This is a genomic window from Leifsonia shinshuensis (assembly GCF_013410375.1).
Taxonomy (GTDB): Bacteria; Actinomycetota; Actinomycetes; order Actinomycetales; family Microbacteriaceae; genus Leifsonia; species Leifsonia shinshuensis.
On record NZ_JACCFL010000001.1, the window covers coordinates 59,848 to 80,411 of the forward strand.

Below are 20,564 nucleotides of genomic sequence, written 5' to 3' on the forward strand. Positions count from 1 at the left end.
CGGTCACTCCCCGCTCGCGGAGGCTGCGCCGGTCGCGGAGGCCGGAAGGGGGACGGTGAGGATGTTCGCCTTGCCCTCTGACGGGATGTTCACGGTGAGTTCGAGTTGGTCGACGCCGGCGGGGACGTAGTAGGCGGCGGCGAACGATCGGCTCTTCTCGTTCGGGACCGTCCAAGTCGTCTGTCCGTGGAATAGCCCGTTGGGCAGCCAGGGCAGGCCAGCGGCTTTGGCGGCGGCGGGTCCGTCTGCGGTGTCGAGGACGGCCGGTTCGGGTCGGCCGTCGAACTGTGTGCCCTTAAGGGTGGTGCCGGTGACGTCCTGGAAGTCTTGGTTGCCCTGGGAGGGGATCCACTTGCCGGTCATGGTGATCTTCAGCAACAGCACTCGGGTTCCGACCGGGAAGAGCTCGGAAGGCGAGTCCGGGAGCGTGCACCGGCAGCCGTGCTTGGCCTTGAAGGTGGTGCCGGGGTAGACGTCGACCCAGACGCTGCTGACGATGCCTGATGCCGCCGGCATCGCATCCTGTGCGGACGTCGACGTCGGCGTTGGTTTGGCCGGCGCGACTGTGGTGAACGACGGGTTCCGTGTTGGCGTCGTACCGACGCAGCCTGCGAAGGCCAGGCATGGGAGGAGCGCAACGAGTGCGATCAGCTTCTTGTTCATCTCAGTTCACCTCGGTTTCGTATGCGTCCTTCACTTAGAACTTCCGGTACGGAGCGATTTGTGGCGCGCATTTGGGAGACTCGTTTGGTCAGGGCACTTGGATGTGCTGGTGGTTGCAGGTATCGGGAAAGTCGCTGGTGAAGTTCATGAGCACACCGAGCGTCATGTGCGCACGGGACCGGCAGTCGCTTTGACCGACCGATGACCCGCGCGGCGCGAAAGGGTCCAGGGCGTGGATCAGCTGGACGGAAAGCGGGTCGGCGCCGGTTAGGGATTGGCGGTTGATCGCGTAGAAGTCGACGGCCTTGCCTTTCCAGTGCGCGGACGCTGTTCCCGCTCCTGGGGTTGTGCCTGTGCAGCGCCGGTTGAGGTCGCTGACCCCGACCTGCTGGAAGGCCTGGACAGCTACGACGATCAGCTGGAGGACGTGCGCGTCGATCGTGCAATCCGGCGTCGCGGTACCGTCAGCCATGTTGATGACCTGCTGCTGGTAGCGGGGTTCGAGGAAGTTCAGCTTCTTCGCCTGGATCGCACCGACGAGGACTACAGCGGCAGCGGCAGCGTCTGCCGGCACCTGACACGCACGGGCGCTCGCTCCCGTCAGGGCGGCGAGGACCTGCTCGGCGGCCGTCCAGAACGGGGCGTAGTGGTACGGGTCGGCGTTGATCTGGACCGCGTGGGCGACCAGGGTCGGGGCGAGGGCCTGCCAGTCCGGGACGTGCAGCATGCGTGTGTAGAACGCGGCGGCTGCGGTCGCCGGGTCCATCCGCTCCCCAGGGGTGCCGTAGCCGGCGCCCTGCTGGAAGACACCGATCGTGGTGTTGTCCACTGCGTCGCCATGGTCCAGGTTGCGCAGCCCTGACTCCCCGATCGCGACCATCAACGCGAGTGTCTGCCCGTGCTGGGGCACGCTCATCTGCTGGCCGACGGTGATGATCGTCGCGGCGATTCTCAACTGATCAGGCCCGTACCCGTCCACGTTCTGACCCGCCTCGACCGACGGCGCGGATCCACCGCACGCTCCCCCGCCGCCGCCGAATCCGTTGGTTCCCATCGCGAGCACCAAGCTGACCGGCACGGCGACGAGCGTGACGGGGACAACCAAGATGATCACCGCCGCGACGATCAGGAGGTTCCGAGTCGTCTTTGGATGCGACACCGCATGGGCGGCCGCGGCACTTGCGCCGATCATGCCGCCTTCTCCAGCTCGAGGACGTCCCGGGCGATCATCAGCAATCGCTTGGCGGTCGCGATCCGGGCTCGCGCCGAGCCGGGATGGATGTGGAGGGTGGCGGCGATGGTGTCTGCGTCGTCGCCGATCATCTCGGCGACTTCCCGGAAACCGCCGGTCTCGGGCACGCACGACACGATCACGGACCCGGTCATCGGCAGTCCCGCGTCCGCGGCTGCAAGGGCGGCGAGCACGGTTCGGGCGGTCTGGCACACCCGCTCGCGGATCGTGCGGACACCGCGCTTGGACAGCTGGCGGGCTTCTGCCACCCGCTCGGCGTCGCCGTCGGCCAGGCTCAGGTCGCTCATCACGTGCCAGTCGGATGGGCCGACGTAGTCGGCGACCAACACCATCCAGCGGTGAGCGTCGAACCGGCGGATCATCGTCTCGAGCGGGTCGATGTCCGAGTCGGACTCGATGTTGACATCGATGGTGATTTCGTCCATCGGGCGATACTTCCGCTCGATCTCCCGCAGCACGACGTGACGGGTGATGCCGAACGCGAAAGCATGCGGAGTCCCCAGCTCCGGGTCAAAGGTGGAGCATCGGTGCCAGACCGTTTCGCGGGCCTGCTGTAAGACGGCGTCGACCTCATTCGGCCAGCCGCGCAATTGGAAGCGGACGTACGGCTGCAACGTGTCGACTTCACGGAGCAGCTCGGTGAGAAGAGCATCTGTCCGCGCGCGGACTTTGGTTCCTCCAGCCACGAGATCACAACCTTCCTTGCATGGAAGTGGCTACTGCGAAGGACCGGGTTCGAGTCGGGGACGGCTCGTCAGAACAGGGCTTTGTCAGCGCGAATTGGCGCGCAGGAGCCCCGCCTTGGATTAGGAAGGTTGGATGTTCCGAGCTGCGCCGGGGATATGAGCTTCGGGGCGGCGCTCCCGGATTCGATGGTGGAGTGGCGACTTCGACTCTGAAGTTCGGGAGTCTCAGCCACGATGCGTCTCCGCCGCCCTGACTCGCTTAACGAGGCCAGCGTCACGGTGAAGAGGGTAAGAATCGACCGCTCCATTTGGTGCCGCACGTTACCCCCGAACAGGGGTGGCGGGTCGGCGGCTCGCCGGGGTGAACCAGCTGTTCTACTGACAGCCTTCGCAGTGCAGATCATCCATCGGATCGACCGGGACAATGTATCCGTCCACGAAGTCCTGAATCACCCCCGGTGCATCTGACGGCAACCCGGCTACGCGTACGCTCCGGTCCTCGTCTGTGCGCTCGCTTCCAGCCATGCCAACACCTCCGTCCGCTTGTAGAGCACAGTGCGTGGGGTCGGCTTGTAGAAGCGCGGGCCCTTCCCGTGATACCGGAGTTGGGCGAGCGCTGCGACCGACAGCCCGGTGAGTTCAACCACCTCAGCGGGCTGAATGAATTCTCCTGTCATCTCATCTCCTCCGTTTCGACAACTCAGGAGCTTTCCAATTGTTGAAACGACCATACCAAGAAATCCGTGACTTGACAACAGAGGTGGAGATAGGCTGTCGAAATGGCAGACTTTCGATCGGAGACCAGCATCGGCGCGCGCATCAGGTTGGCGCGTCGCGAACGCGGATTTCGCACGACGAGCGACCTGGCAGATGCGATTCCCGGCGGGAACATCACCCCCGCAATCCTGGAGAACATCGAATCGGGCAGGAAGGCCGACATCAGCGTCAGCCAGCTCCTGAACATCGCGCGCGGCCTCGACGTGCCGATCAGCATGCTGCTCTCGCCCATCGGCCGGCCCGACTCCCAACTCGACCTGCAAAACCTCGGCGAGGACTTCGACGGAATGACCGCGGCCGAGTTCGATTGCTGGCTTTCAGCGACTCCATCGAGTTCGTATCGGCCACGACGGGCCGCCGAACGCGTGGACATCTCCGTCCTGAGTTCACTCCGCGAGCTCGGCACCCTTCGACGCGAGTTCGACCGCCTTCGGATCGTTCGCGATGTCGGAGCGGCGTCCGGAGACTCTGATCTCACACTCGACGCAAGCGTCGAGGCACGCCTGGAGCTGGTCGAGCTCGAGCTGGAGCGAGTGGCAGCCCTTCTCACCTCTGCGGGCATCCAAGAGGTGGCTGCGACCTAACAGGAGGGCGAAATGGGCAGCGTTCTGTCATATGAGTCTGCCGGGGGCCGACGCTATCGCGTCATGTACCGAACCCCCGACCACCGCCAGACCACGAAACGAGGATTCAAGACCAAGCGCGAAGCGGAGCTCTACCTCGCCACCGTCGAGACGAACAAGGCCCGTGGCGAGTACATCGATGCAAGCGCGGCGAGGGTGACTATCGCATCCCTCGGAGTGGAGTGGCTGGCGAACCAGACGCACCTCAAGCCTTCCTCACTCCGCCCGCTCGAGATTGCATGGCGGCTCCAGGTCGAGCCACGCTGGGGAAGAGTTCCCGTCGGCGATGTTCGGCACTCGGATGTCCAGGCATGGGTAACCTCACTAAGCGCCGGCAGGTCGGCTACGACTGTCTTGCGGGCGTTCGGTGTCCTCGCCGGAATCCTCGACATCGCCGTGAAGGACCGGCGCGTGCCTGTCAACGTAGCCCGTGGATCGCGACTGCCGCGCAAGGTCCCCCGAGCTCACCGGTACCTCACCCACCAACAGGTTCACGACCTCGCCTACGCGAGCGGCAAACACGAAGCCCTCGTTCTCCTCCTGGCTTACACTGGCCTTCGCTGGGGCGAAGTCATCGCCCTCCGCGTGCGCGACGTTGACTTCACTCGTCGCCGACTCGCCATCTCGGAGAACGCGGTAGAAGTCGGTCCTGCCACCATCGTCGGAACTCCGAAGAGCCACAAGCGTAGGTCGGTACCGTTCCCGGCGTTCCTCATCGACGCGCTGGCCGGCGCAGCTGCAGGCAAGGAGCCGAACGACCTGCTCTTTTCCGGCCGGTTCGGTGAACACATGAAGCGCGCGACACGCGGGCAACGGACGTGGTTCAAGAGCGCACTCGACCGGGCCGGCCTAGAACCGATGACCGTCCACGACCTGCGGCACACCGCCGCCAGCCTCGCCGTGAGCGCAGGAGCCAACGTGAAGGCGGTGCAGAGGATGCTCGGCCACGCCTCCGCCGCGATGACGCTGGACGTTTACGCGGACCTCTTCGACGACGACCTCGACGCAGTAGCTGAAGCTCTGGACGGCGCAGCCAGACGCTCTGTCGAACGATCGCATCTCGCCGAGCGTCCGTCCTCAGTGATGAGAAGACCAGTAAGCGCCGCCAACGTACTTAGCTAGCTTGCCCAGCCCTTTGACGCCGGCCCCTAAAACAAGGATTGCGAGCACGAGAGCGAACCACGGGTAGGCAATGACATCTGCCACGATCGCGTTCCAGATCATGACGATCGCTTCCCACTTCGCAGCGCGCCACGTATCGAGAAGCCAGCCGACATCGATCATGTCCACATTGAAGCGGTAGCCGCCGCCAATCGAGCTTTCCGACGCTCGCGATCACACAAACATGCCCCGGATGACCGACTTCCGCCAGCGTTTGTTGTCAGTTTGTTGTCAAATCGAGTGGAGCCAGTCCGGCGCCAATCGCTCGATCCCAGTGATTTACTGGGATCGAGACGCATAATCTGTGGCGGAGGGCGTGGGATTCGAACCCACGAGACATTTCTGCCCACCAGTTTTCAAGACTGGCTCCATCGGCCGCTCGGACAGCCCTCCCGGCGCCGGCGAAGCGGCGTCGCCCGATTCTAGCGAACCGTGCTGCCTAGCGAACCACGCTGCCTAGCGGACGCGGGTGCTCGCCGGCCGGCGGCCCGTGATGAGCACATTCGCCACGCCGGCGGCCAGCACGATCAGCGCGGACGCGATCGGGGCGAACATCGCCGCGTGCGTTCCGACGTTCTGGGCGAGCGCGCCCACCAGCGCCGACGACGCCGACTGGCCGACGATGACCGCCGAGCCGAGGATCGTCATCACCGTAGCCGAGCGGCCCACCGGGCTGCGCTCCGCGCCGAAGCTGTACTGCGTCACCAGGGTCGGGCCGACGCCGAAGCCGGCCACCAGCAGCACCAGGATCATCCCGGGCACGGTGGTCGCGAACGGCAGCGCGGCGGTGGAGGCCGCCAGGATGCCCGCGAAGACCAGCCAGCGCCAGCGCAGCGAGAACCGCAGCGGGAACCAGGCCACGCCGAGCGCCAGCGCGGCCGAGCCGACGCCCATCACGCCGTAGACCAGGCCGGCCTGCTCCGGGTGGCCGAAGTCCGACAGGAACGAGGTGAGCGCAGTGAGCATCGAGCCGAAGAACAGGCCCATCCCGAGGACGCCGACCGTCACCGCGACCAGCCCCGGCCGGAACAGCTCGCGGGCGGGGGCCTGGCGCACCGGGAGGCCGTCCTCCGTCGTGGGACGGAAGGAGCCGCTGCGGTGCAGGGCGAACGCGGTCACGAACAGCACGGTCAGCACGGCCGCGCCGATGATCGGGGCGGCCGGGTTCAGCGTCGTCGCCAGCAGGCCGACGATGAACGGGCCGAAGACGAACACGACCTCGTCGGCGGCGGACTCGTACGCCATGGTTCCGTTCAGGACGGCGGCGTGACGGTCGCCCGGGAGACGGCGGGCGATGATCCCCACCAGCCGGCTGCGCGACATGGGCGACACCTGCGGGGCGGTCGCGCCGATCAGGAACGCGACGAGCAGGACCAGCGCGTCCGGGGCCGGGCTGAAGACGACCCACGCCATCGCCAGGAGGACGACGCTGTTCGCGATGCCGGCGGCGAGCACGACGCCGCGCTGGCCGATGCGGTCGGCGGCGGCGCCGATCAGCGGGCCGAAGATCGCGGTGCCGAGGCCGACCATCGCGGAGGTCAGTCCGCCGAGCGACAGCTCGCCGCGGGCCGAGACGACGAGCGTCAGCACGCCGACGACCATCATCGCGTACGGGAGCCGCGCGAGCAGCGCGACGGGGAAGTAGGAGAACCCGGCGGCCCGCAGCAGCGTGGTCGCGTGCTCGGGCTCGCGGGTGACGTCCGAGGATGTCGTGTCGGGTCGTGTCATGCCGTGGCCTTCTGTCTTCACCGCGGCGGACCGCGGGCTTCAAGTGCCGCCTTGGTCCGCCGGGGAGCCGGCGCGAGGTAGTTACACGATGAGGTGTGTGAGCGGAGGACGAATCTCCACTGTGTTCAAGTCTGCACCACGGCGGTTCATTCCCGCCATGCTCAGCCGAGCAGCGCCGGTCAGTCCTGGAACGGCTTCGAGCAGGTGACCTGCGCGGCCGTCTGGCCGTGCACGTCGGACGGGAGCTGGACGGACGAGCCGTCGGCCGGAGCCGTGGCCGAGGTGCCGCCCGGCGCCTGCGTGGCCGGCGCCTGCGTGGCCGGGACCTGCGTCGCGGGAGCCTGCGCGGCCGGAGCCTGCGCTCCGGGGGCCGCCTCCGAGCCGACGCCGGTGTCGCCGGTCAGCGTGACCGGCTTGTCGTCGTGGAGCGCCGTCATGAGCGTGCTCGCGGCGTCCTTGGTAGGCGCGACGCCGTCGCCCTCGTAGTGGTTGGGGTACTGCACGAACACGACCTTGGCGACGTCGACGTTCTTGAGCGCCATCGCCATCGAGGCGATCGTGGTCGGGTTGTTCAGGCTCTCGGACAGCGAGATGCTGCTGGTCGCGGCCTTGGCGAGCGCGTAGACCTTGACCGGGTTGGCCAGCGTGTCCGCGCTCTTGATCGTGCGGACCAGCGAGGAGAGGAACACCTGCTGGTTGCTGATCCGGCCGAGGTCCGAGCCGTCGCCGACGCCGTGACGGGTGCGGAGGAACGCCAGCGCCTGCTGGCCCTGCAGGGTGTTCTCGCCCGCTTTGACGTCCAGGCCGGTGTACGGGTCCTTGATGTCGCCCGCCACGCAGACGTCCACGCCGCCGACGGCGTTGGACATCTCGATCACGCCGTCGAACTCGATGACGCCCGCGTAGGGGATGTCGAGCCCGGTCAGCTTCTCGACGGTGAGCACCGTGCAGGCCAGGCCGCCGTAGCTCAAGGTGTTGTTGATCTTCTGGCGGCTCATCGCGTCGTAGCTGCCGCCCTTGCCGTCCGGGCAGGACGGGATGGGCACGTACATGTCGCGCGGGAAGCTGACGACGGTGGCGTTCTTGTGATCGGCGGAGACGTGCAGCAGCATCGTCACGTCGTTGAGGTTCTCGCCGCGGTCGCCGTAGGCCTTGTTGCCGCCGCCGGAGTCCGAGCCCGCGAGGAGGACGTTGAACGCGCCGTCCATCGCGCCGATGCCCGGCGTGACGACCTGGCCCTTGGCGTTGACGAGCTTGACCGCGGGCTTGAGGCTGGCGGCCACGTCGTACGTGGCGTACGCCGCGACGCCGGCGGTGCTGATCCCCGCGACGGCGAGCACGCCGAGGAGCAGGGCCGCGACGGTCGTGAAGGGAGAATGCCGCTTGAGGCGTCCGTGCCTGGCCACCGAAGGGCCGGCCGACTTCTCCTGCGCTCGCGCCTGGGCGCGGGTGGGCAACTCGTTCATTCACTCCCTCTCGTCGGACGACGTCGCGATGGCGGCGCCTGAGAGGGCACACACCATTCACAACTCTGACACAGGCTCCTGGCAATGCTCTGGGTGAGGTAATGCCCGGTCAGGGGCCGGATCGGGAGGCTTCCGCCGTCTGCCGTCCCGTTCAGAGAGAGGCCAGGGACGCGCCCGGCGACGGCGCTCAGAGGGAGTCGAGAACCGCCGCGAGTCCGTCCTCGGCGACGGAGCCGGTGACCTCCGTGGCCGCCGCCTTCACCTCGTCCGGAGCCTGCCCCATCGCGGCGCTGCGCCCCTCGGCGCCCGCCCACTGCAGCAGTTCGAGGTCGTTGCGGCCGTCGCCGACGGCGACCAGCCGGGACGGCGGGATGTCGAGCGCGTGCCGCACCCGCTCCATCGCCGTCGCCTTGCTGATGCCGTCCGGGGAGATGTCGAGCCAGGCGGTCCAGCCGATCGAGTAGCTCACCCGCTGCAGACCCATGCGCTCGACGATGGCGAGGAACTCCTCCTCGTCGTGCTGCGGCGACACCACCACGACGCGGGTCGCCGGGTGCTCGGCCAGCTCCTCGAAGGAGACCTGCTCGGCGTTCACCAGCTCCCAGTCGGTCATGCCCTCGGTGTAGCGGCGGAAGCCGGTCGGGTCCTCGACCATGAAGCTGCCGGAGGGCAGGTGCGGCCGGATGGTGCGCAGCACCTCGGTCGGATCGAACGTCTCGATGAACTCGCGCCGGTAACCGCCCTCGACGGTTTCGTCGCGCATCATCGTCAGCGCGCCGTTGGCGCACACGACGAACTTGCTGGTCAGCCCGAACTTCTCGTGGATCCCCCTCGCCGTCTCCCAGCTGCGGCCGGTGGCCAGCATCACCTCGTGCCCGGCCTCCCGGACGCGCGTGACCGCGGCCAGCACGGCCTCGCCGACGGACTCGTCCTCGTGGATCAGGGTGCCGTCCACGTCGAGCGCGATCAGCAGACGGTCGCTCCCGGCCTCGGTGCTCACTGCGCGATCGGCTCCAGGACCTCAAGGCCGCCGAGGTACGGCCGCAGCGCCTCCGGGACCAGCACCGAGCCGTCGGCGCGCTGGTGCGTCTCCAGGATGGCGACCAGCCAGCGGGTCGTGGCCAGGGTGCCGTTCAGCGTCGCGACCGGGGCGGTCTTGCCCGACTCGGTGCGGTAGCGGATCTCCAGGCGGCGGGCCTGGAAGGTGGTGCAGTTGGAGGTCGAGGTCAGCTCGCGGTAGCGGCCCTGCGTCGGGATCCAGGCCTCCACGTCGTACTTGCGCGCGGCGCTCGACCCGAGGTCGCCGGCCGCGGTGTCGATGACGCGGTAGCTGAGCCCGAGAGCCTGCATCATCTCCTCCTGCCAGGCGAGCAGCCGGGCGTGCTCGGCCTCCGCGTTCTCCGGGAGGGTGTAGACGAACATCTCCAGCTTGTTGAACTGGTGCACGCGGATGATTCCGCGGGTGTCTTTGCCCGCCGAGCCGGCCTCGCGCCGGTAGCAGGTGGACCAGCCGGCGTAGCGCAGCGGCTCCGAGACGTCGAGGATCTCGTCCGCGTGGTACCCGGCGAGCGCGACCTCGCTCGTGCCGGTGAGGTAGAGGTCGTCGTCGGCCAGGTGGTACACCTCGTCGGCGTGCGAGCCGAGGAAGCCGGTGCCCTGCATCACCTCCGGCTTCACCAGGGTGGGCGTGATCATCGGCACGAAGCCGTTCGCCACCGCCTTGTCGAGCGCCATGTTCATCAGGGCGATCTCCAGGCGGGCGCCGACGCCGCGCAGGAAGGAGAACCGGGCTCCCGCGACCTTGGCCCCGCGGGCCATGTCGATCGCGCCGAGCAGCTCGCCCAGCTCCAGGTGGTCGCGCGGCTCGAAGTCGAACTCCGGGACGCCGCCGACCTCCTTGAGCACTATGAAGTCGTCCTCGCCGCCGCTCGGGACGCCGTCGACGATCGGGTTGCCGATGCGCCGCAGCACCGCGTCGAAGTGGGCCTCGGCGGTGTTCGCCGCCTGCTGCGCCTCCTTCACCCGGCCGGCGAGCGCCTGCGCCTGGGCGACGAGCGCCTGCTTCTGGTCCTTGGGCGCCTGGGCCACCTGCTTGCCGAACGCGTTCTGCTCGGCGCGCAGCTCCTCGAACGCGGTGATCGCGGCACGGCGCTCGATGTCGGCCTGCAGGGCCTCGTCGACCAGCTGCACGGAGTCGCCGCGGGCCTCCTGGGAACGTCGGACGACATCGGGGTTCTCGCGCAGCAGGACGGGATCGATCACTGCCCCAGCTTATCGCCGTCGAGTAGCGTGAACCCGTGGACGATCGGGAGGGGACGAGCGGCACGACGGTCGCCGTCGTCTACAACCCTGTGCGGGTGGACGTGCCCCGGGTGCGGGCGGTGGTGGAGGCGCGCGCGGCCGCGGAGCGCGACGTCGACCTGCTCTGGTTCGAGACGACGCCGGAGGACGGCGGCCAGGGGCAGACCCGGCAGGCGCTCGAACGCGGTGCGACGCTCGTGCTCGCCGCGGGAGGCGACGGCACCGTCCGCGCTGTCGCGGAGGCGCTGCGCGACCAGGACGCGACGCTGGGCCTGCTGCCCGGCGGCACGGGCAACCTCCTCGCCCGCAACATCGGCGTCCCGTTCACCGGCCTGGAGGAGGCGGTCGCCGTCGCGTTCGGCGGCGTCACCCGCCGCATCGACATCGGTCTGGCCACCGCCGAGCGGCCGGACGGGAGCAGCAGCGAGCACGCCTTCCTCGTCATGGCCGGCATCGGCTTCGACGCCCGGATGATCGAGACCACGCGCCCGGAGCTCAAGCGCCGGGTCGGCTGGCTCGCCTACGTCGAGTCGGCCTTCCGGTCCTGGCCGCGCTCGCGCAAGGTCCGGGTCCGGTTCGGGATCGACGACGACGCGGAGCGCACCGCGCACGTCAGCACCATCCTGTTCGCGAACTGCGGCAGCCTCCCCGGCAACATGCAGCTCATCCCGGACAGCGAGGTGGACGACGGCCTGATCGACATCGCCGTCCTGCAGCCGGTGACGGCGTTCGGCTGGCTGGCGATCTGGCGCAAGGTCACCTGGGAGAACCGGGTGCTGCACAGGAGCTCGCTCGGGAGGCGGATCATCCGCTTCACCGACAAGGCGATCCGCACGCGGCTCAGCTACCTGCGCGGCGCCACGGTAGCGGTCGAGCTGGACGATCCGGAGCCGTTCGAGCTGGACGGCGACGGGTTCGGCGAGGTCGTCCGGCTCGGCATCGCCGTCGACCCGCAGGGCCTGCGGGTGCGGGTGCCGCGCTAGCGGGCCGGGCTCAACCGGGCGGGCTCACCCGCAGGTGGACGTGAGCGTGCGGAGGCCGTCCGAGGCTTTCGTCAACGCGTTCGTCACCGCGGCCTGGTCGCCCTGGCCGGGCGCCGCCGCCTCGTAGTCGACGAGGGCCGTGCTGAGGGCGCTGAGGTTGTCGTCCTCGGTGTTGATCCCGTCGCTCATCGTCTGGTCGGCGATCGACGACGTCTGATCCTCGAAGCGCGTCCACGCCTCGACGACCTTGGCCTTCGCGTCTCCCGGGGCGTTCCGCCAGTCGGAGGCCTCGAGGTTGGTGAGCGAGTTCGACAGCGACTGCGCCGCGCTTTCCAGCGTGATGCAGTCCGAATTCGGCGCGCTCGGCGAGGCGGAGGCCTCCGCCGCGACCGTGTGGGCGACGCCGCCCGCCACCGCGATCAGGATCACCGCGGCGATCCAGAGGAACCAGAGGGCGACCTGGACGTACCCGATGATCGTCGCGGCGAGCGCGAGGCCGCGCCCCTTCTCCCCCGTCCGGCGGATCTGGGAGAGCGCGATGTGCCCGCAGATGATCCCGGCGAGGCCGACGAAGAACGAGGCGACGAACCCGACGATGGCCAGGACGTTCGTCGTCGGCGCGGGCGGGTAGGACCCGTACGGAGAGGCCGCCGGTGGATAGGCGCCAGGCGGATACGCCCCAGGCGGATAGGCCCCGGGCGGATAGGCCCCAGGCGGATACGAGGCCGCCGGAGACGGCGCGTACGGAGACGGCGCGAACGGCGCGGCAGCCTGCCCACCCGGGTCGGCTCCGGTCGGCGGCGGGGGCGGCGGCGCGACGTACGGGAAGGAGTCGGCGGGCGGGGTCGGGTCGGAGGCCATAGGTCTCCTATTGTGCAGCCCGCGGCCGGTCCCGGCCCGGTGGCCTACGGCTCGTCGTCGGGGAGCTCGCCGTCGGCCTCCTGGTCGGGCGGCCGTCTGCGCCCGCGACCTGCCAGCGCCGTGAGGAACAGCAGTCCGACCAGCGTCAGCAGCCCGACCGTGATCAGCGGGCCGGCGAGCATCCAGCCGAGCTGCGAGATCACGAGCGAGCCGACGTCGGTCGAGGGGGTGGAGCCGGTGTACGACAGGCTCACCGAGACCGAGTAGAGCACGATGCCCAGCACCACGAAGCCGCCCGCGATCAGCCAGAGCGCGAGCATCAGCGGGTTGCGGCGGGGTGAGAGCTCGAGCCGGTCGAGGATGCCGGGAGCGGGCGCGGCGCGGACGGCCTCCCGTTCGAGCGCGGCCTCGGCGGCGGGAGGCTGCGCCGGGGCGGAGACCGCCCGGGGCATCGCGACCGGGGCGATGGAGAGCGCGGCCGCCTCGGCCGGCGCCCTGTCCTCGTCGTCGTGTGCGCGCTCCGGCAGGGAGGGAGCGGGCGCGGGCGCGGGGCGCAACCGGGTGCGGGCGCGTTCGCCGGGCTGGGGGCGGTAGCCGCGCTGGAACTGGGGGTCGTAGCGGGGGTCGATGCCGCGCGCGGCGTCCTTCTGCTCGTCGTCCACGATCATCCCGACCTCCCTGTGCCGCTCAGCCGGTCGTCAGGCCGCCGCTCGCGCGGTGGGAGCGCTCCCTGCTGCGCAGCTTACCCGCGGTCGCCGGAAGCGGCACCGTGGTCGTCGACCAACGTGGCGAGCCACTCGCGCGCCTCGGTGAACACGTCGTCGCGGTAGCGCTGGTCGAAGTCCACCCGGGCGCCGTCGGCGCGCGGGTACGACCCGAGGAAGATCACCGACGGGCTGAACCGGCGGAGGCCGAGCAGGGCGTCCGCGACGCGCTCGTCGTGGATGTGGCCGTCCGCGTCGATGACGAACCGGTACCGGCCGAGTGCGTCGCCGATCGGCCGCGACTCGATCAGGCTCAGGTTGATGCCGCGGGTGGAGAACTGCTCCAGCAGGTCCAGGAGCGAGCCCGGCCGGTCGTCGGGGAGTTCGGCGATCAGGCTGGTCTTGTCCGCGCCGGTCGGCGCGGGCACGGTGCGGGAGGTGCTGACCAGGACGAAGCGGGTGACCGCGTTGGGGTTGTCGCCGATGTTCTCGGCGAGCACCGTCACGTCGTGGTGGTCGACGATGCCGGGCGGGGCGATCGCGGCGTCCGCGGTGCTCCCCTCGAACAGCGACGCCGCTGCGGCGACGTTGCTGGAGGCGGGCAGGTGGCCGTGCGCCGGGAGGTGCGCGTCCAGCCACTGGTGGCACTGCGCATAGGCGACCGGATGCGCGTTGATCGTCCGCACGTCGGCCAGCGGCGTGCCCGGGCGTGCGACGAGCACGAAGTTCACCGGGACGAGGTACTCGCCCACGATCCGCAGGCCCGGGATCGTCGCCAGGGCGTCCTGGGCGACCGAGACGCCGCCCTCGATCGAGTTCTCGATGGCGATCATCGCCGCGACGCTCCGGCCGGCGACCACGTCGGCGAGCGCCTCCCCGACGTTGTTGACGGCCCGCCAGCTCTTGCCGCGGGCCTCCGGGACCTGCGCGAGCGCGGCTTCCGTGAACGTGCCGGACGGCCCGAGGAAGCTGTAGACCTCGTCCACGGACGCGGGCAACTCGGCAGTGGGGTCGGCGGGCGCGGAGGACATGGCCCTCAGCTTAGCGAGGCGCGTCGGCCCGGCCCTCGCCCGTTCCCCGCCGCCGTGGAAGAGTAGTCGCATGGACGAACGAGCAGGCACCCCCGCGCAGCCCTCCGACCTCATCGACGTCGACGCCCTGCGGCGCGCGTACTACGAGCTGAAGCCCGACGTGAGCATCCCGGAGCAGCGCGTGGTGTTCGGCACCTCCGGCCACCGCGGCTCGTCGCTCGACACCGCCTTCAACGAGGACCACATCGCCGCGACCACGCAGGCGATCGTCGAGTACCGCAACGCGCAGGGCATCACCGGCCCGCTGTTCATCGGCGCGGACACCCACCTGCTCAGCGAGTTCGCCACCACGACGGCGCTGGCCGTGCTGGTCGGCAACGAGGTGCGCGTGCTGGTGGACGAGTTCGACGACTGGGTGCCGACGCCCGCGGTCTCGCACGCGATCATCGCCTACAACAAGGCGGGTCACCCGGACCAGGCCGACGGCATCGTGGTCACGCCGAGCCACAACCCGCCGCGCGACGGCGGCTTCAAGTACAACCCGCCGCACGGCGGCCCGGCCGACACCGACGCGACGAGCTGGATCGCCAAGCGCGCGAACGAGATCATCGCGGATGGGCTGCGCGACGTCCGGATGTCCGAGCCGAGCGGCGTGGAGACCTACGACTTCCGCGGCAACTATGTGGCCGACCTCGAGAACATCATCGACGTGAAGGCGATCAAGGAGAGCGGCATCCGCATCGGCGCCGACCCGCTCGGCGGCGCGAGCGTGCACTACTGGCAGGCGATCGCCGACCGCTACGAGCTCGACCTCACCGTGGTGAACCCGGACGTCGACCCGACCTGGGGCTTCATGACGCTCGACTGGGACGGCAAGATCCGGATGGACCCGTCCAGCCCCTCCGCGATGGCGTCCGTGGTCGCGCGCAGCGGCGAGTTCGACATCCTCACCGGCAACGACGCCGACGCCGACCGGCACGGGATCGTGACGCCCGACGGCGGCCTGATGAACCCGAACCACTACCTGGCCGTCGCGATCGACTACCTGTTCACCACGCGCACCGGCTGGCGGAAGGACGCCGCGGTCGGCAAGACCCTGGTGTCGTCGTCGATGATCGACCGCGTCGCGGAGTCGCTGGGCCGGCGGCTCTGGGAGGTCCCGGTCGGCTTCAAGTGGTTCGTCCCCGGCCTGATCGACGGCTCGGTCGGCTTCGGGGGCGAGGAGAGCGCCGGCGCGAGCTTCCTGCGCTTCGACGGCTCGGCGTGGACGACCGACAAGGACGGCATCCTGCTCGCCCTCCTCGCGAGCGAGATCCGCGCCGTGACCGGCAAGTCGGCCTCCCAGCTCTACCGCGAGCTGACCGAGCGCTTCGGCGACCCGGTCTATCAGCGGGTGGACGCGCCGGCCAGCCCGGAGCAGAAGGCCGCCCTCGGCAAGCTCGACGGCGACGCGATCGCCGCGACCGAGCTCGCCGGGGAGCCGATCACGGCCAAGCTGAGCCGTGCGCCGGGCAACGACGCCCCGCTCGGCGGCGTCAAGGTCGAGACGGCGACCGCCTGGTTCGCCGCGCGCCCCAGCGGCACCGAGAACGTCTACAAGATCTACGCGGAGAGCTTCGCGGGCGAGGACGACCTGCGCGAGGTGCAGGAGGAGGCCAAGCGCATCGTGGGCGACGCCCTGGGCGGCTGACCCGGCTCCGGCCCCGCCTGACCGGCGCAGGGAACGCGGCTCACCGGCTGCTCCGGCGGACGATCACGGCGGTCACGTCGTCGATCGGCACGCCGGCGCGCGCGGCGCTGAGGATGCGGGAGACCGCGCCGCCCGCGGTGGCGTTGCCGCGCACGATGGCCTCCAGCACCGGGAACGCCCTGTCGCCGCCGAGCGCGTCCAGGGCGCCGTCGCTCACGCAGACCAGGGCGTCGTTCGGGCCGAGCAGCACGCGGTCGGGTGTGCGCGGCTCCGGCGCGGGAATGCCGAGCGGGAGGGCGCTGCTCTGCAGCCGTTCCAGCGGCCCCCGGTCGCGCACGACGAGCGCGAGACCGTGGCCGGCGTCGACGTAGTCGACCGCGCCGTCGGCGTGCACCTTGGCGTGGAAGAGGGTGACGTAGGTGGCGAGCTGGTCGAGGTCCTCCTCGACCAGGCGCGACGCGGCGTCGACCGAGTCCTCGAGGTCGGCGAAGTCCATCGCGCTGCGCAACGCGGTGCGGACCGAGGCGCCGACGATCGCGGCGGCGAGCCCTTTGCCCATCACGTCCCCGACCGTCACACAGAAGTCGTCGCCGACGTCGTACCAGTCGTAGAAGTCGCCGGAGACGCCGTGCGAGGACTCGCAGGCGGCCGCGACATCGAAGCCGCGGGCCCGCGGCTTGCGGCGCGGCAGCAGGCCCTTCTGGGCGATGGCCGCCCGGTCGAGCTCGTCGTCGCGGTTCAGCTCGTCCTGCACCCAGTCGGCGAGGTCGCGCAGCACGGTCGCCTGCTCGGGGGTGAGCGTGTGCGGCTCGGTGTCGAGCACGCAGAGGGTTCCGACGGCCTCCCCGCCCGGGGCGTGCAGGGGCTCGCCCGCGTAGAAGCGGAGGTGCGGGTCGCCGACCACGAAGGGGTTGTCCGCGAACCGCTCGTCGGCCAGCGCGTCGTCGACGATCAGGGTCGAGTCCTGCCGGGCGGTGATGTCGCAGAACGCCTTCTCGCGCGGCGCCTCGGTGGTGAGCCCGATGTGCGACTTGCGCCACTGCCGGTCGCCGTCGAGGAGCGTGATGCTCACCATCGGGACGGCGAACAGCTGCTGGGCCAGCCGGGTGATCCGGTCGAAGCGGGCCTCCGGCCCGGTGTCCAGCACCCGGAGGCCGGCCAGTGCGCGCTGCCGCGCGGACTCCGTCTGCTGCACCGCCTGCGCGTCGATGACCATGCTCCAACTGTACTGAGGTGTCTACCGCATTCCAGGTCTGGCGGTATCGGGTTCGACACGATATCGCCGACTGGATGAAATCTTCACGGCTTAGGTCTTACATTCAGAATCGGCCGCTAGCCTGGCCCGATGCACGAGACCCCGACCCGCGCCGAGGCGCGAGCCCAGGAGAGACGAGCCCAGGCCGGACGGGCGGGACTGCCCATCGCCCGGCACGGCAGGCTGAGGCCCAGGCGGACGCTCACATCGGCCGCCGCGCTGGCCGGGAAGGCGGTCGCCGTCGTCGCCGTGAGCGCCGGCGTCCTCGCCGCCTACGCGGCCCTCGACGTCGTCGCGGCCGTGAGCTCCAAAGACGGCGTGCAGCTCGTCGACGAGGCGGGCAAGCCGCTGACGCCGCACGTCGGCGCGGTGGACGGCGCCTTCAATGTCCTCCTCGCGGGCAGCGACAGCGGCGGAGGGAACCCGGCCTACGACGTCCGCGACGCGGCGCTCAACGACGTGACGATGCTGCTGCACGTCTCCGCCGACCACAAGAACGCCACGGTCGTCAGCCTCCCGCGCGACATGTACGTCCCGATCCCGTCCTGCCCGAAGCCCGATGGGGGCAGTCACGGCGCGATGAGCCGCCAGAAGCTCAACACCACCCTGAGCTACGGCGGCCTGGCCTGCACGGTGCTGACGGTCAAGCAGCTCACCGGGCTCGAGATCGACTACGCCGGGGTGATCGAGTTCGACGGCGTCATCGAGATGTCCAATGCGGTCGGCGGAGTGCCCGTGTGCGTGGGCGGTGACATCTTCGACAAGTACACGGGCCTCGACGTGAAGGCCGGCGAGAACACGCTCCAGGGCCAGCAGGCGCTGGCCTTCCTGCGCTCCCGGTACGCGGTGGGCGACGGCTCCGACCTCGCCAGGATCAGCAACCAGCAGGTGTTCCTCTCCTCGCTGGTCCGGACCATCCAGAGCGCGGACACGCTGGCGAACCCGGTGAAGGTGTACGCGCTGGCGAAGGCGGCGGCCGACAACATCCTGCTCTCCGAGAGCCTCAAGGACATCACGACGATCGCCTCGCTGGGCGTGGCGCTCAAGAACGTCGACGTCTCGAAGGTCGTCTTCGTGCAGTACCCCAATCAGCTCGACGGCGACGGCGTCGCGCCGACCGCCGATGAGGCCGAGCTGCTGATGTCGGCCCTGCGCGAGGACCGCCCCGTGACGCTGACCGGCGACACCGGGCTCGGCTCCGAGGCGGCGCCCGGAGCCGAGGAGCCCGCTCCCGCGCCCGCGGAGACCGAGGCGCCGGCCGGGGAGGCCGCGGTGGAGCTGCCGTCGAACGTCCACGGGCAGACGGCGGCGCAGGTCACGTGCACGCGGCCGTACTACGGGTAGCGCCGCGGCGACCTAGTGGTACTCGGTCCCGCCCGGGACGCCGAAGAACTCCTCCAGCGTGGTGATCCCCGTCGACTTCAGCTGGGCGGCCAGCGGCTCGCCGACGAAGCGGAAGTGCCAGGGCTCGAACGCGAACCCGGTGACGGGCACCTTGTCGGCCGGGTAGCGCAGCAGGAAGCCGAAGCGCCAGGCGTTGGCCGCCAGCCACTCCCCCTGCGGCGTGTGAGCGAAGCACGCGTCGAGCGAGCACTTCGCCGGGACCGCGCTGATGTCGACGGCGAGCCCGGTCTGGTGCTCGCTGTGGCCCGGACGCGCGGTGTCCGTGTCGGCGTAGGCCTTCCCGTTGCGCGCGGCATCCTCGTTGTACACGTTGGTCTGCGACTCGAACGACCGGTAGGCGCTCTGCACCGAGAAGTCCAGGCCGGCCTCCTTCTTGCCCGCCTGGAACATCCGGACGAGGGCCTCCGCCACCTCCGGCCGCATCGGCTGGCGGTTCACGTAGGTCACCTCGGGGTAGACGAGCGAGGCGGGAGTGTAGTTGATCGGGTTCAGCGGCCGCGGCTTGTTCACGACGACCCACGTGCTCGTGGGGTCGTCGATCGACTGGGCGTGCTTGTCGAAGCCCGCGGCCGCGGCCGTCGGCGTACTGGTCGGCAGCGGACGCGGCGTGTGCGACGCCGTCGGCGTGGCGTGGCCGGAGGGCTTGGCCTGCGGCTGGCCAGGAGTGCCGGCCGAGCAGCCGGAGAAGACGAGGAGGGTGGCGGCGGCGGCCGCGACGAGCAGGCCGGGACGGCTCGACCGCAGCAGCGGGTTCCGTCGGGGGCGGCGGGGACCGGTCGGGTTCACGCACCGAGCATAGACGCGCGCCCGGGCGATTCGCTCAGCGCACTCCCGGTCTCGCGCCGAACGGGGCCTCTACTTTGAGAGACTCCAGAAGTGACCGGTCGCGCCCGGGTGCTCGACGGTGATCGTGTGGTCGAGGTCGCGGTAGTCGGTGTCGGTGTTGTGGCCGGCCATCTCGATGGTGATCTTGCCGTTCACGTTGTTCACCGCCGAGACGATCTGCACGTGGTCGAGCGAGTTGTTGTTGTTCCAGTCGAACATCACGATGTCGCCGACCTTGATCTTGTCGCGCTGGTCGAACGAGTACTCGGTGAGTCCCAGCTGCGCCGCGTTCTCGCGGAAGTAGTCGTCCATCGCCGGCACGTAGCCCCACGCCGGGCTCCAGTCGGCTGCGGCGTCGTGGTTGTACCAGTCGGAGTTCATCTGCCAACCGCGCGCGATCAGGGTCTGGCTGACGAAGTTGGCGCAGTCGCCGCCGACCGGGTTGAGGTCCCCGTACTCGGCGGTGTTGTAGTCGTTCCAGTGGGCCATCGCGTACGCCAGCTGCCGGTCCACCGGGGTCTGCACCTGGTAGGTGTAGGTCTTGCCTGCGGTCGGGACGACCTTGCCGTCCGCCGCCGTGACCGTGATCGGCACCGGTCCCGCGGCCCAGTTCGCCGCCTGCGGGACGGCGACCACGACCTTGTCCGCCGTGGCCTGCGTGACCGGTGCGGGCTGCCCGCCGATCTGGACGGAGGCGACGTGCTGGAGGTCGGTGCCCGCGATCGTGGCCGTGCCTCCCGCGACGCTGCCCGCGGCCGGCTCGATGCCCGAGACGATCGCGTTCGTCGGCTGGGCGACCGGCGCCGCGCCCGCGATCGCCTTCATGACCGGTGACGGCTCGCCTGCGCACCCCGTGAACAGGAGTGCGGCGGCGGCAGCGGTCGCGGCGACGGCGAACACACGGCGGGAACGGCTGAGAGAACTCATACGACCTTCGGGGATGACTCGGAGGGTGACGGGATTCGTCGGCCACGGTACCCCCGGCAGTTATGCGGCACCTGTACGGGGCACACAGGCGCTCCGCGAAAGCCGCTGGGAACCGCGTCGTCGCGCGGAACTCGCACGACCGTTCGCCCATGGCGAACGAGCCCCCCGAAGGCGTAGTCTCGCGTTGCCGAAAGACTCGCACTGGGTGTAACTTTGCACTCTCCGCA

Annotated in this window: 19 protein-coding genes and 1 tRNA gene; 5 read left to right on the forward strand and 15 right to left on the reverse strand. The window is 69.7% G+C overall.

All coding sequences use genetic code 11. From position 1 onward, the window contains the following. Positions 1-3: 3 nt before the first annotated feature. From HNR13_RS00295 to HNR13_RS00305, 3 genes are all read right to left on the reverse strand, one after another. Positions 4-663, reverse strand: coding sequence for a hypothetical protein (locus HNR13_RS00295; RefSeq protein WP_179603918.1), 660 nt, complete (start codon positions 661-663; stop codon positions 4-6). Positions 664-751: 88 nt separating this feature from the next. Continuing rightward, positions 752-1,855 (reverse strand): hypothetical protein, encoded by a 1,104-nt coding sequence (locus HNR13_RS00300; protein WP_179603919.1) that lies wholly within the window; start codon positions 1,853-1,855, stop codon positions 752-754. Further along, positions 1,852-2,601 carry a sigma-70 RNA polymerase sigma factor region 4 domain-containing protein gene (locus tag HNR13_RS00305; RefSeq protein ID WP_179603920.1) on the reverse strand — a complete coding sequence of 250 codons (750 nt, stop codon included), beginning with the start codon at positions 2,599-2,601 and terminating at the stop codon, positions 1,852-1,854. Before HNR13_RS00305 ends, HNR13_RS00300 begins: the two co-directional genes overlap by 4 nt. A 779-nt stretch (positions 2,602-3,380) precedes the next feature. Between HNR13_RS00305 and HNR13_RS00310 the strand changes: the two genes are divergently transcribed. Next, the gene (locus HNR13_RS00310; RefSeq protein ID WP_021763917.1) at positions 3,381-3,962 is read left to right on the forward strand and encodes a helix-turn-helix domain-containing protein; all 582 of its coding nucleotides are present in this window, start codon (positions 3,381-3,383) and stop codon (positions 3,960-3,962) included. 12 nt (positions 3,963-3,974) lie between these two features. Beyond that, the gene (locus HNR13_RS00315) at positions 3,975-5,123 is read left to right on the forward strand and encodes a site-specific integrase (RefSeq protein WP_051337012.1); all 1,149 of its coding nucleotides are present in this window, start codon (positions 3,975-3,977) and stop codon (positions 5,121-5,123) included. Here HNR13_RS00315 and HNR13_RS00320 read toward each other — a convergent pair. The 6 genes from HNR13_RS00320 to serS all read right to left on the reverse strand — a co-directional run bounded on the left by HNR13_RS00320 (position 5,079) and on the right by serS (position 10,618). Then, on the reverse strand, positions 5,079-5,285 hold the full coding sequence (locus tag HNR13_RS00320) for a hypothetical protein (protein WP_155829060.1): 207 nt from the start codon (positions 5,283-5,285) through the stop codon (positions 5,079-5,081). The genes HNR13_RS00315 and HNR13_RS00320 overlap by 45 nt on opposite strands. 182 nt (positions 5,286-5,467) lie before the next feature. Then, positions 5,468-5,555 (reverse strand) — tRNA-Ser (locus HNR13_RS00325). A 63-nt stretch (positions 5,556-5,618) separates the two neighbouring features. Continuing rightward, positions 5,619-6,890, reverse strand: coding sequence for an MFS transporter (locus HNR13_RS00330; RefSeq protein ID WP_179603921.1), 1,272 nt, complete (start codon positions 6,888-6,890; stop codon positions 5,619-5,621). A gap of 179 nt (positions 6,891-7,069) precedes the next feature. Next, the gene (locus HNR13_RS00335) at positions 7,070-8,356 is read right to left on the reverse strand and encodes an LCP family protein (protein ID WP_179603922.1); all 1,287 of its coding nucleotides are present in this window, start codon (positions 8,354-8,356) and stop codon (positions 7,070-7,072) included. Positions 8,357-8,543: 187 nt separating this feature from the next. Then, positions 8,544-9,356: an HAD-IIB family hydrolase gene (locus HNR13_RS00340; RefSeq protein WP_179603923.1), complete on the reverse strand. Its 813-nt coding sequence runs from the start codon at positions 9,354-9,356 to the stop codon at positions 8,544-8,546. Next, on the reverse strand, positions 9,353-10,618 hold the full coding sequence (gene serS / locus HNR13_RS00345) for a serine--tRNA ligase (protein ID WP_179603924.1): 1,266 nt from the start codon (positions 10,616-10,618) through the stop codon (positions 9,353-9,355). Before serS ends, HNR13_RS00340 begins: the two co-directional genes overlap by 4 nt. A gap of 35 nt (positions 10,619-10,653) precedes the next feature. Here serS and HNR13_RS21945 point away from each other — a divergent pair, with 35 nt between their 5' ends. Beyond that, positions 10,654-11,640 carry a diacylglycerol kinase family protein gene (locus HNR13_RS21945; protein ID WP_179603925.1) on the forward strand — a complete coding sequence of 329 codons (987 nt, stop codon included), beginning with the start codon at positions 10,654-10,656 and terminating at the stop codon, positions 11,638-11,640. Positions 11,641-11,664: 24 nt separating this feature from the next. Here the strand turns inward: HNR13_RS21945 and HNR13_RS00355 are convergent, their stop codons facing one another. The 3 genes from HNR13_RS00355 to pheA all read right to left on the reverse strand — a co-directional run bounded on the left by HNR13_RS00355 (position 11,665) and on the right by pheA (position 14,236). Next, on the reverse strand, positions 11,665-12,501 hold the full coding sequence (locus HNR13_RS00355) for a DUF4190 domain-containing protein (RefSeq protein WP_179603926.1): 837 nt from the start codon (positions 12,499-12,501) through the stop codon (positions 11,665-11,667). Positions 12,502-12,545: 44 nt separating this feature from the next. Then, positions 12,546-13,169, reverse strand: a complete 624-nt coding sequence (locus HNR13_RS00360) for a hypothetical protein (protein WP_218881137.1) — start codon at positions 13,167-13,169, stop codon at positions 12,546-12,548. A 74-nt stretch (positions 13,170-13,243) separates the two neighbouring features. Next, positions 13,244-14,236: a prephenate dehydratase gene (gene pheA / locus HNR13_RS00365; protein WP_179603927.1), complete on the reverse strand. Its 993-nt coding sequence runs from the start codon at positions 14,234-14,236 to the stop codon at positions 13,244-13,246. A 70-nt stretch (positions 14,237-14,306) separates the two neighbouring features. Here pheA and pgm point away from each other — a divergent pair, with 70 nt between their 5' ends. Continuing rightward, a complete protein-coding gene (gene pgm / locus HNR13_RS00370) occupies positions 14,307-15,926 on the forward strand; it encodes a phosphoglucomutase (alpha-D-glucose-1,6-bisphosphate-dependent) (RefSeq protein ID WP_179603928.1) in 1,620 nt (539 codons plus the stop codon). Positions 15,927-15,966: 40 nt separating this feature from the next. Here the strand turns inward: pgm and HNR13_RS00375 are convergent, their stop codons facing one another. Beyond that, on the reverse strand, positions 15,967-17,142 hold the full coding sequence (locus HNR13_RS00375) for a PP2C family protein-serine/threonine phosphatase (RefSeq protein ID WP_179603929.1): 1,176 nt from the start codon (positions 17,140-17,142) through the stop codon (positions 15,967-15,969). Positions 17,143-17,271: 129 nt separating this feature from the next. Between HNR13_RS00375 and HNR13_RS00380 the strand changes: the two genes are divergently transcribed. After that, the gene (locus tag HNR13_RS00380) at positions 17,272-18,525 is read left to right on the forward strand and encodes an LCP family protein (protein ID WP_179603930.1); all 1,254 of its coding nucleotides are present in this window, start codon (positions 17,272-17,274) and stop codon (positions 18,523-18,525) included. A 12-nt stretch (positions 18,526-18,537) separates the two neighbouring features. Here the strand turns inward: HNR13_RS00380 and HNR13_RS00385 are convergent, their stop codons facing one another. Together HNR13_RS00385 and HNR13_RS00390 are read right to left on the reverse strand one after the other, a co-directional pair. Then, on the reverse strand, positions 18,538-19,371 hold the full coding sequence (locus tag HNR13_RS00385) for a M15 family metallopeptidase (protein ID WP_343063377.1): 834 nt from the start codon (positions 19,369-19,371) through the stop codon (positions 18,538-18,540). A 69-nt stretch (positions 19,372-19,440) separates the two neighbouring features. Beyond that, positions 19,441-20,337: an amidase domain-containing protein gene (locus HNR13_RS00390; RefSeq protein WP_179603931.1), complete on the reverse strand. Its 897-nt coding sequence runs from the start codon at positions 20,335-20,337 to the stop codon at positions 19,441-19,443. Between the last annotated feature and the right edge of the window lie 227 nt (positions 20,338-20,564).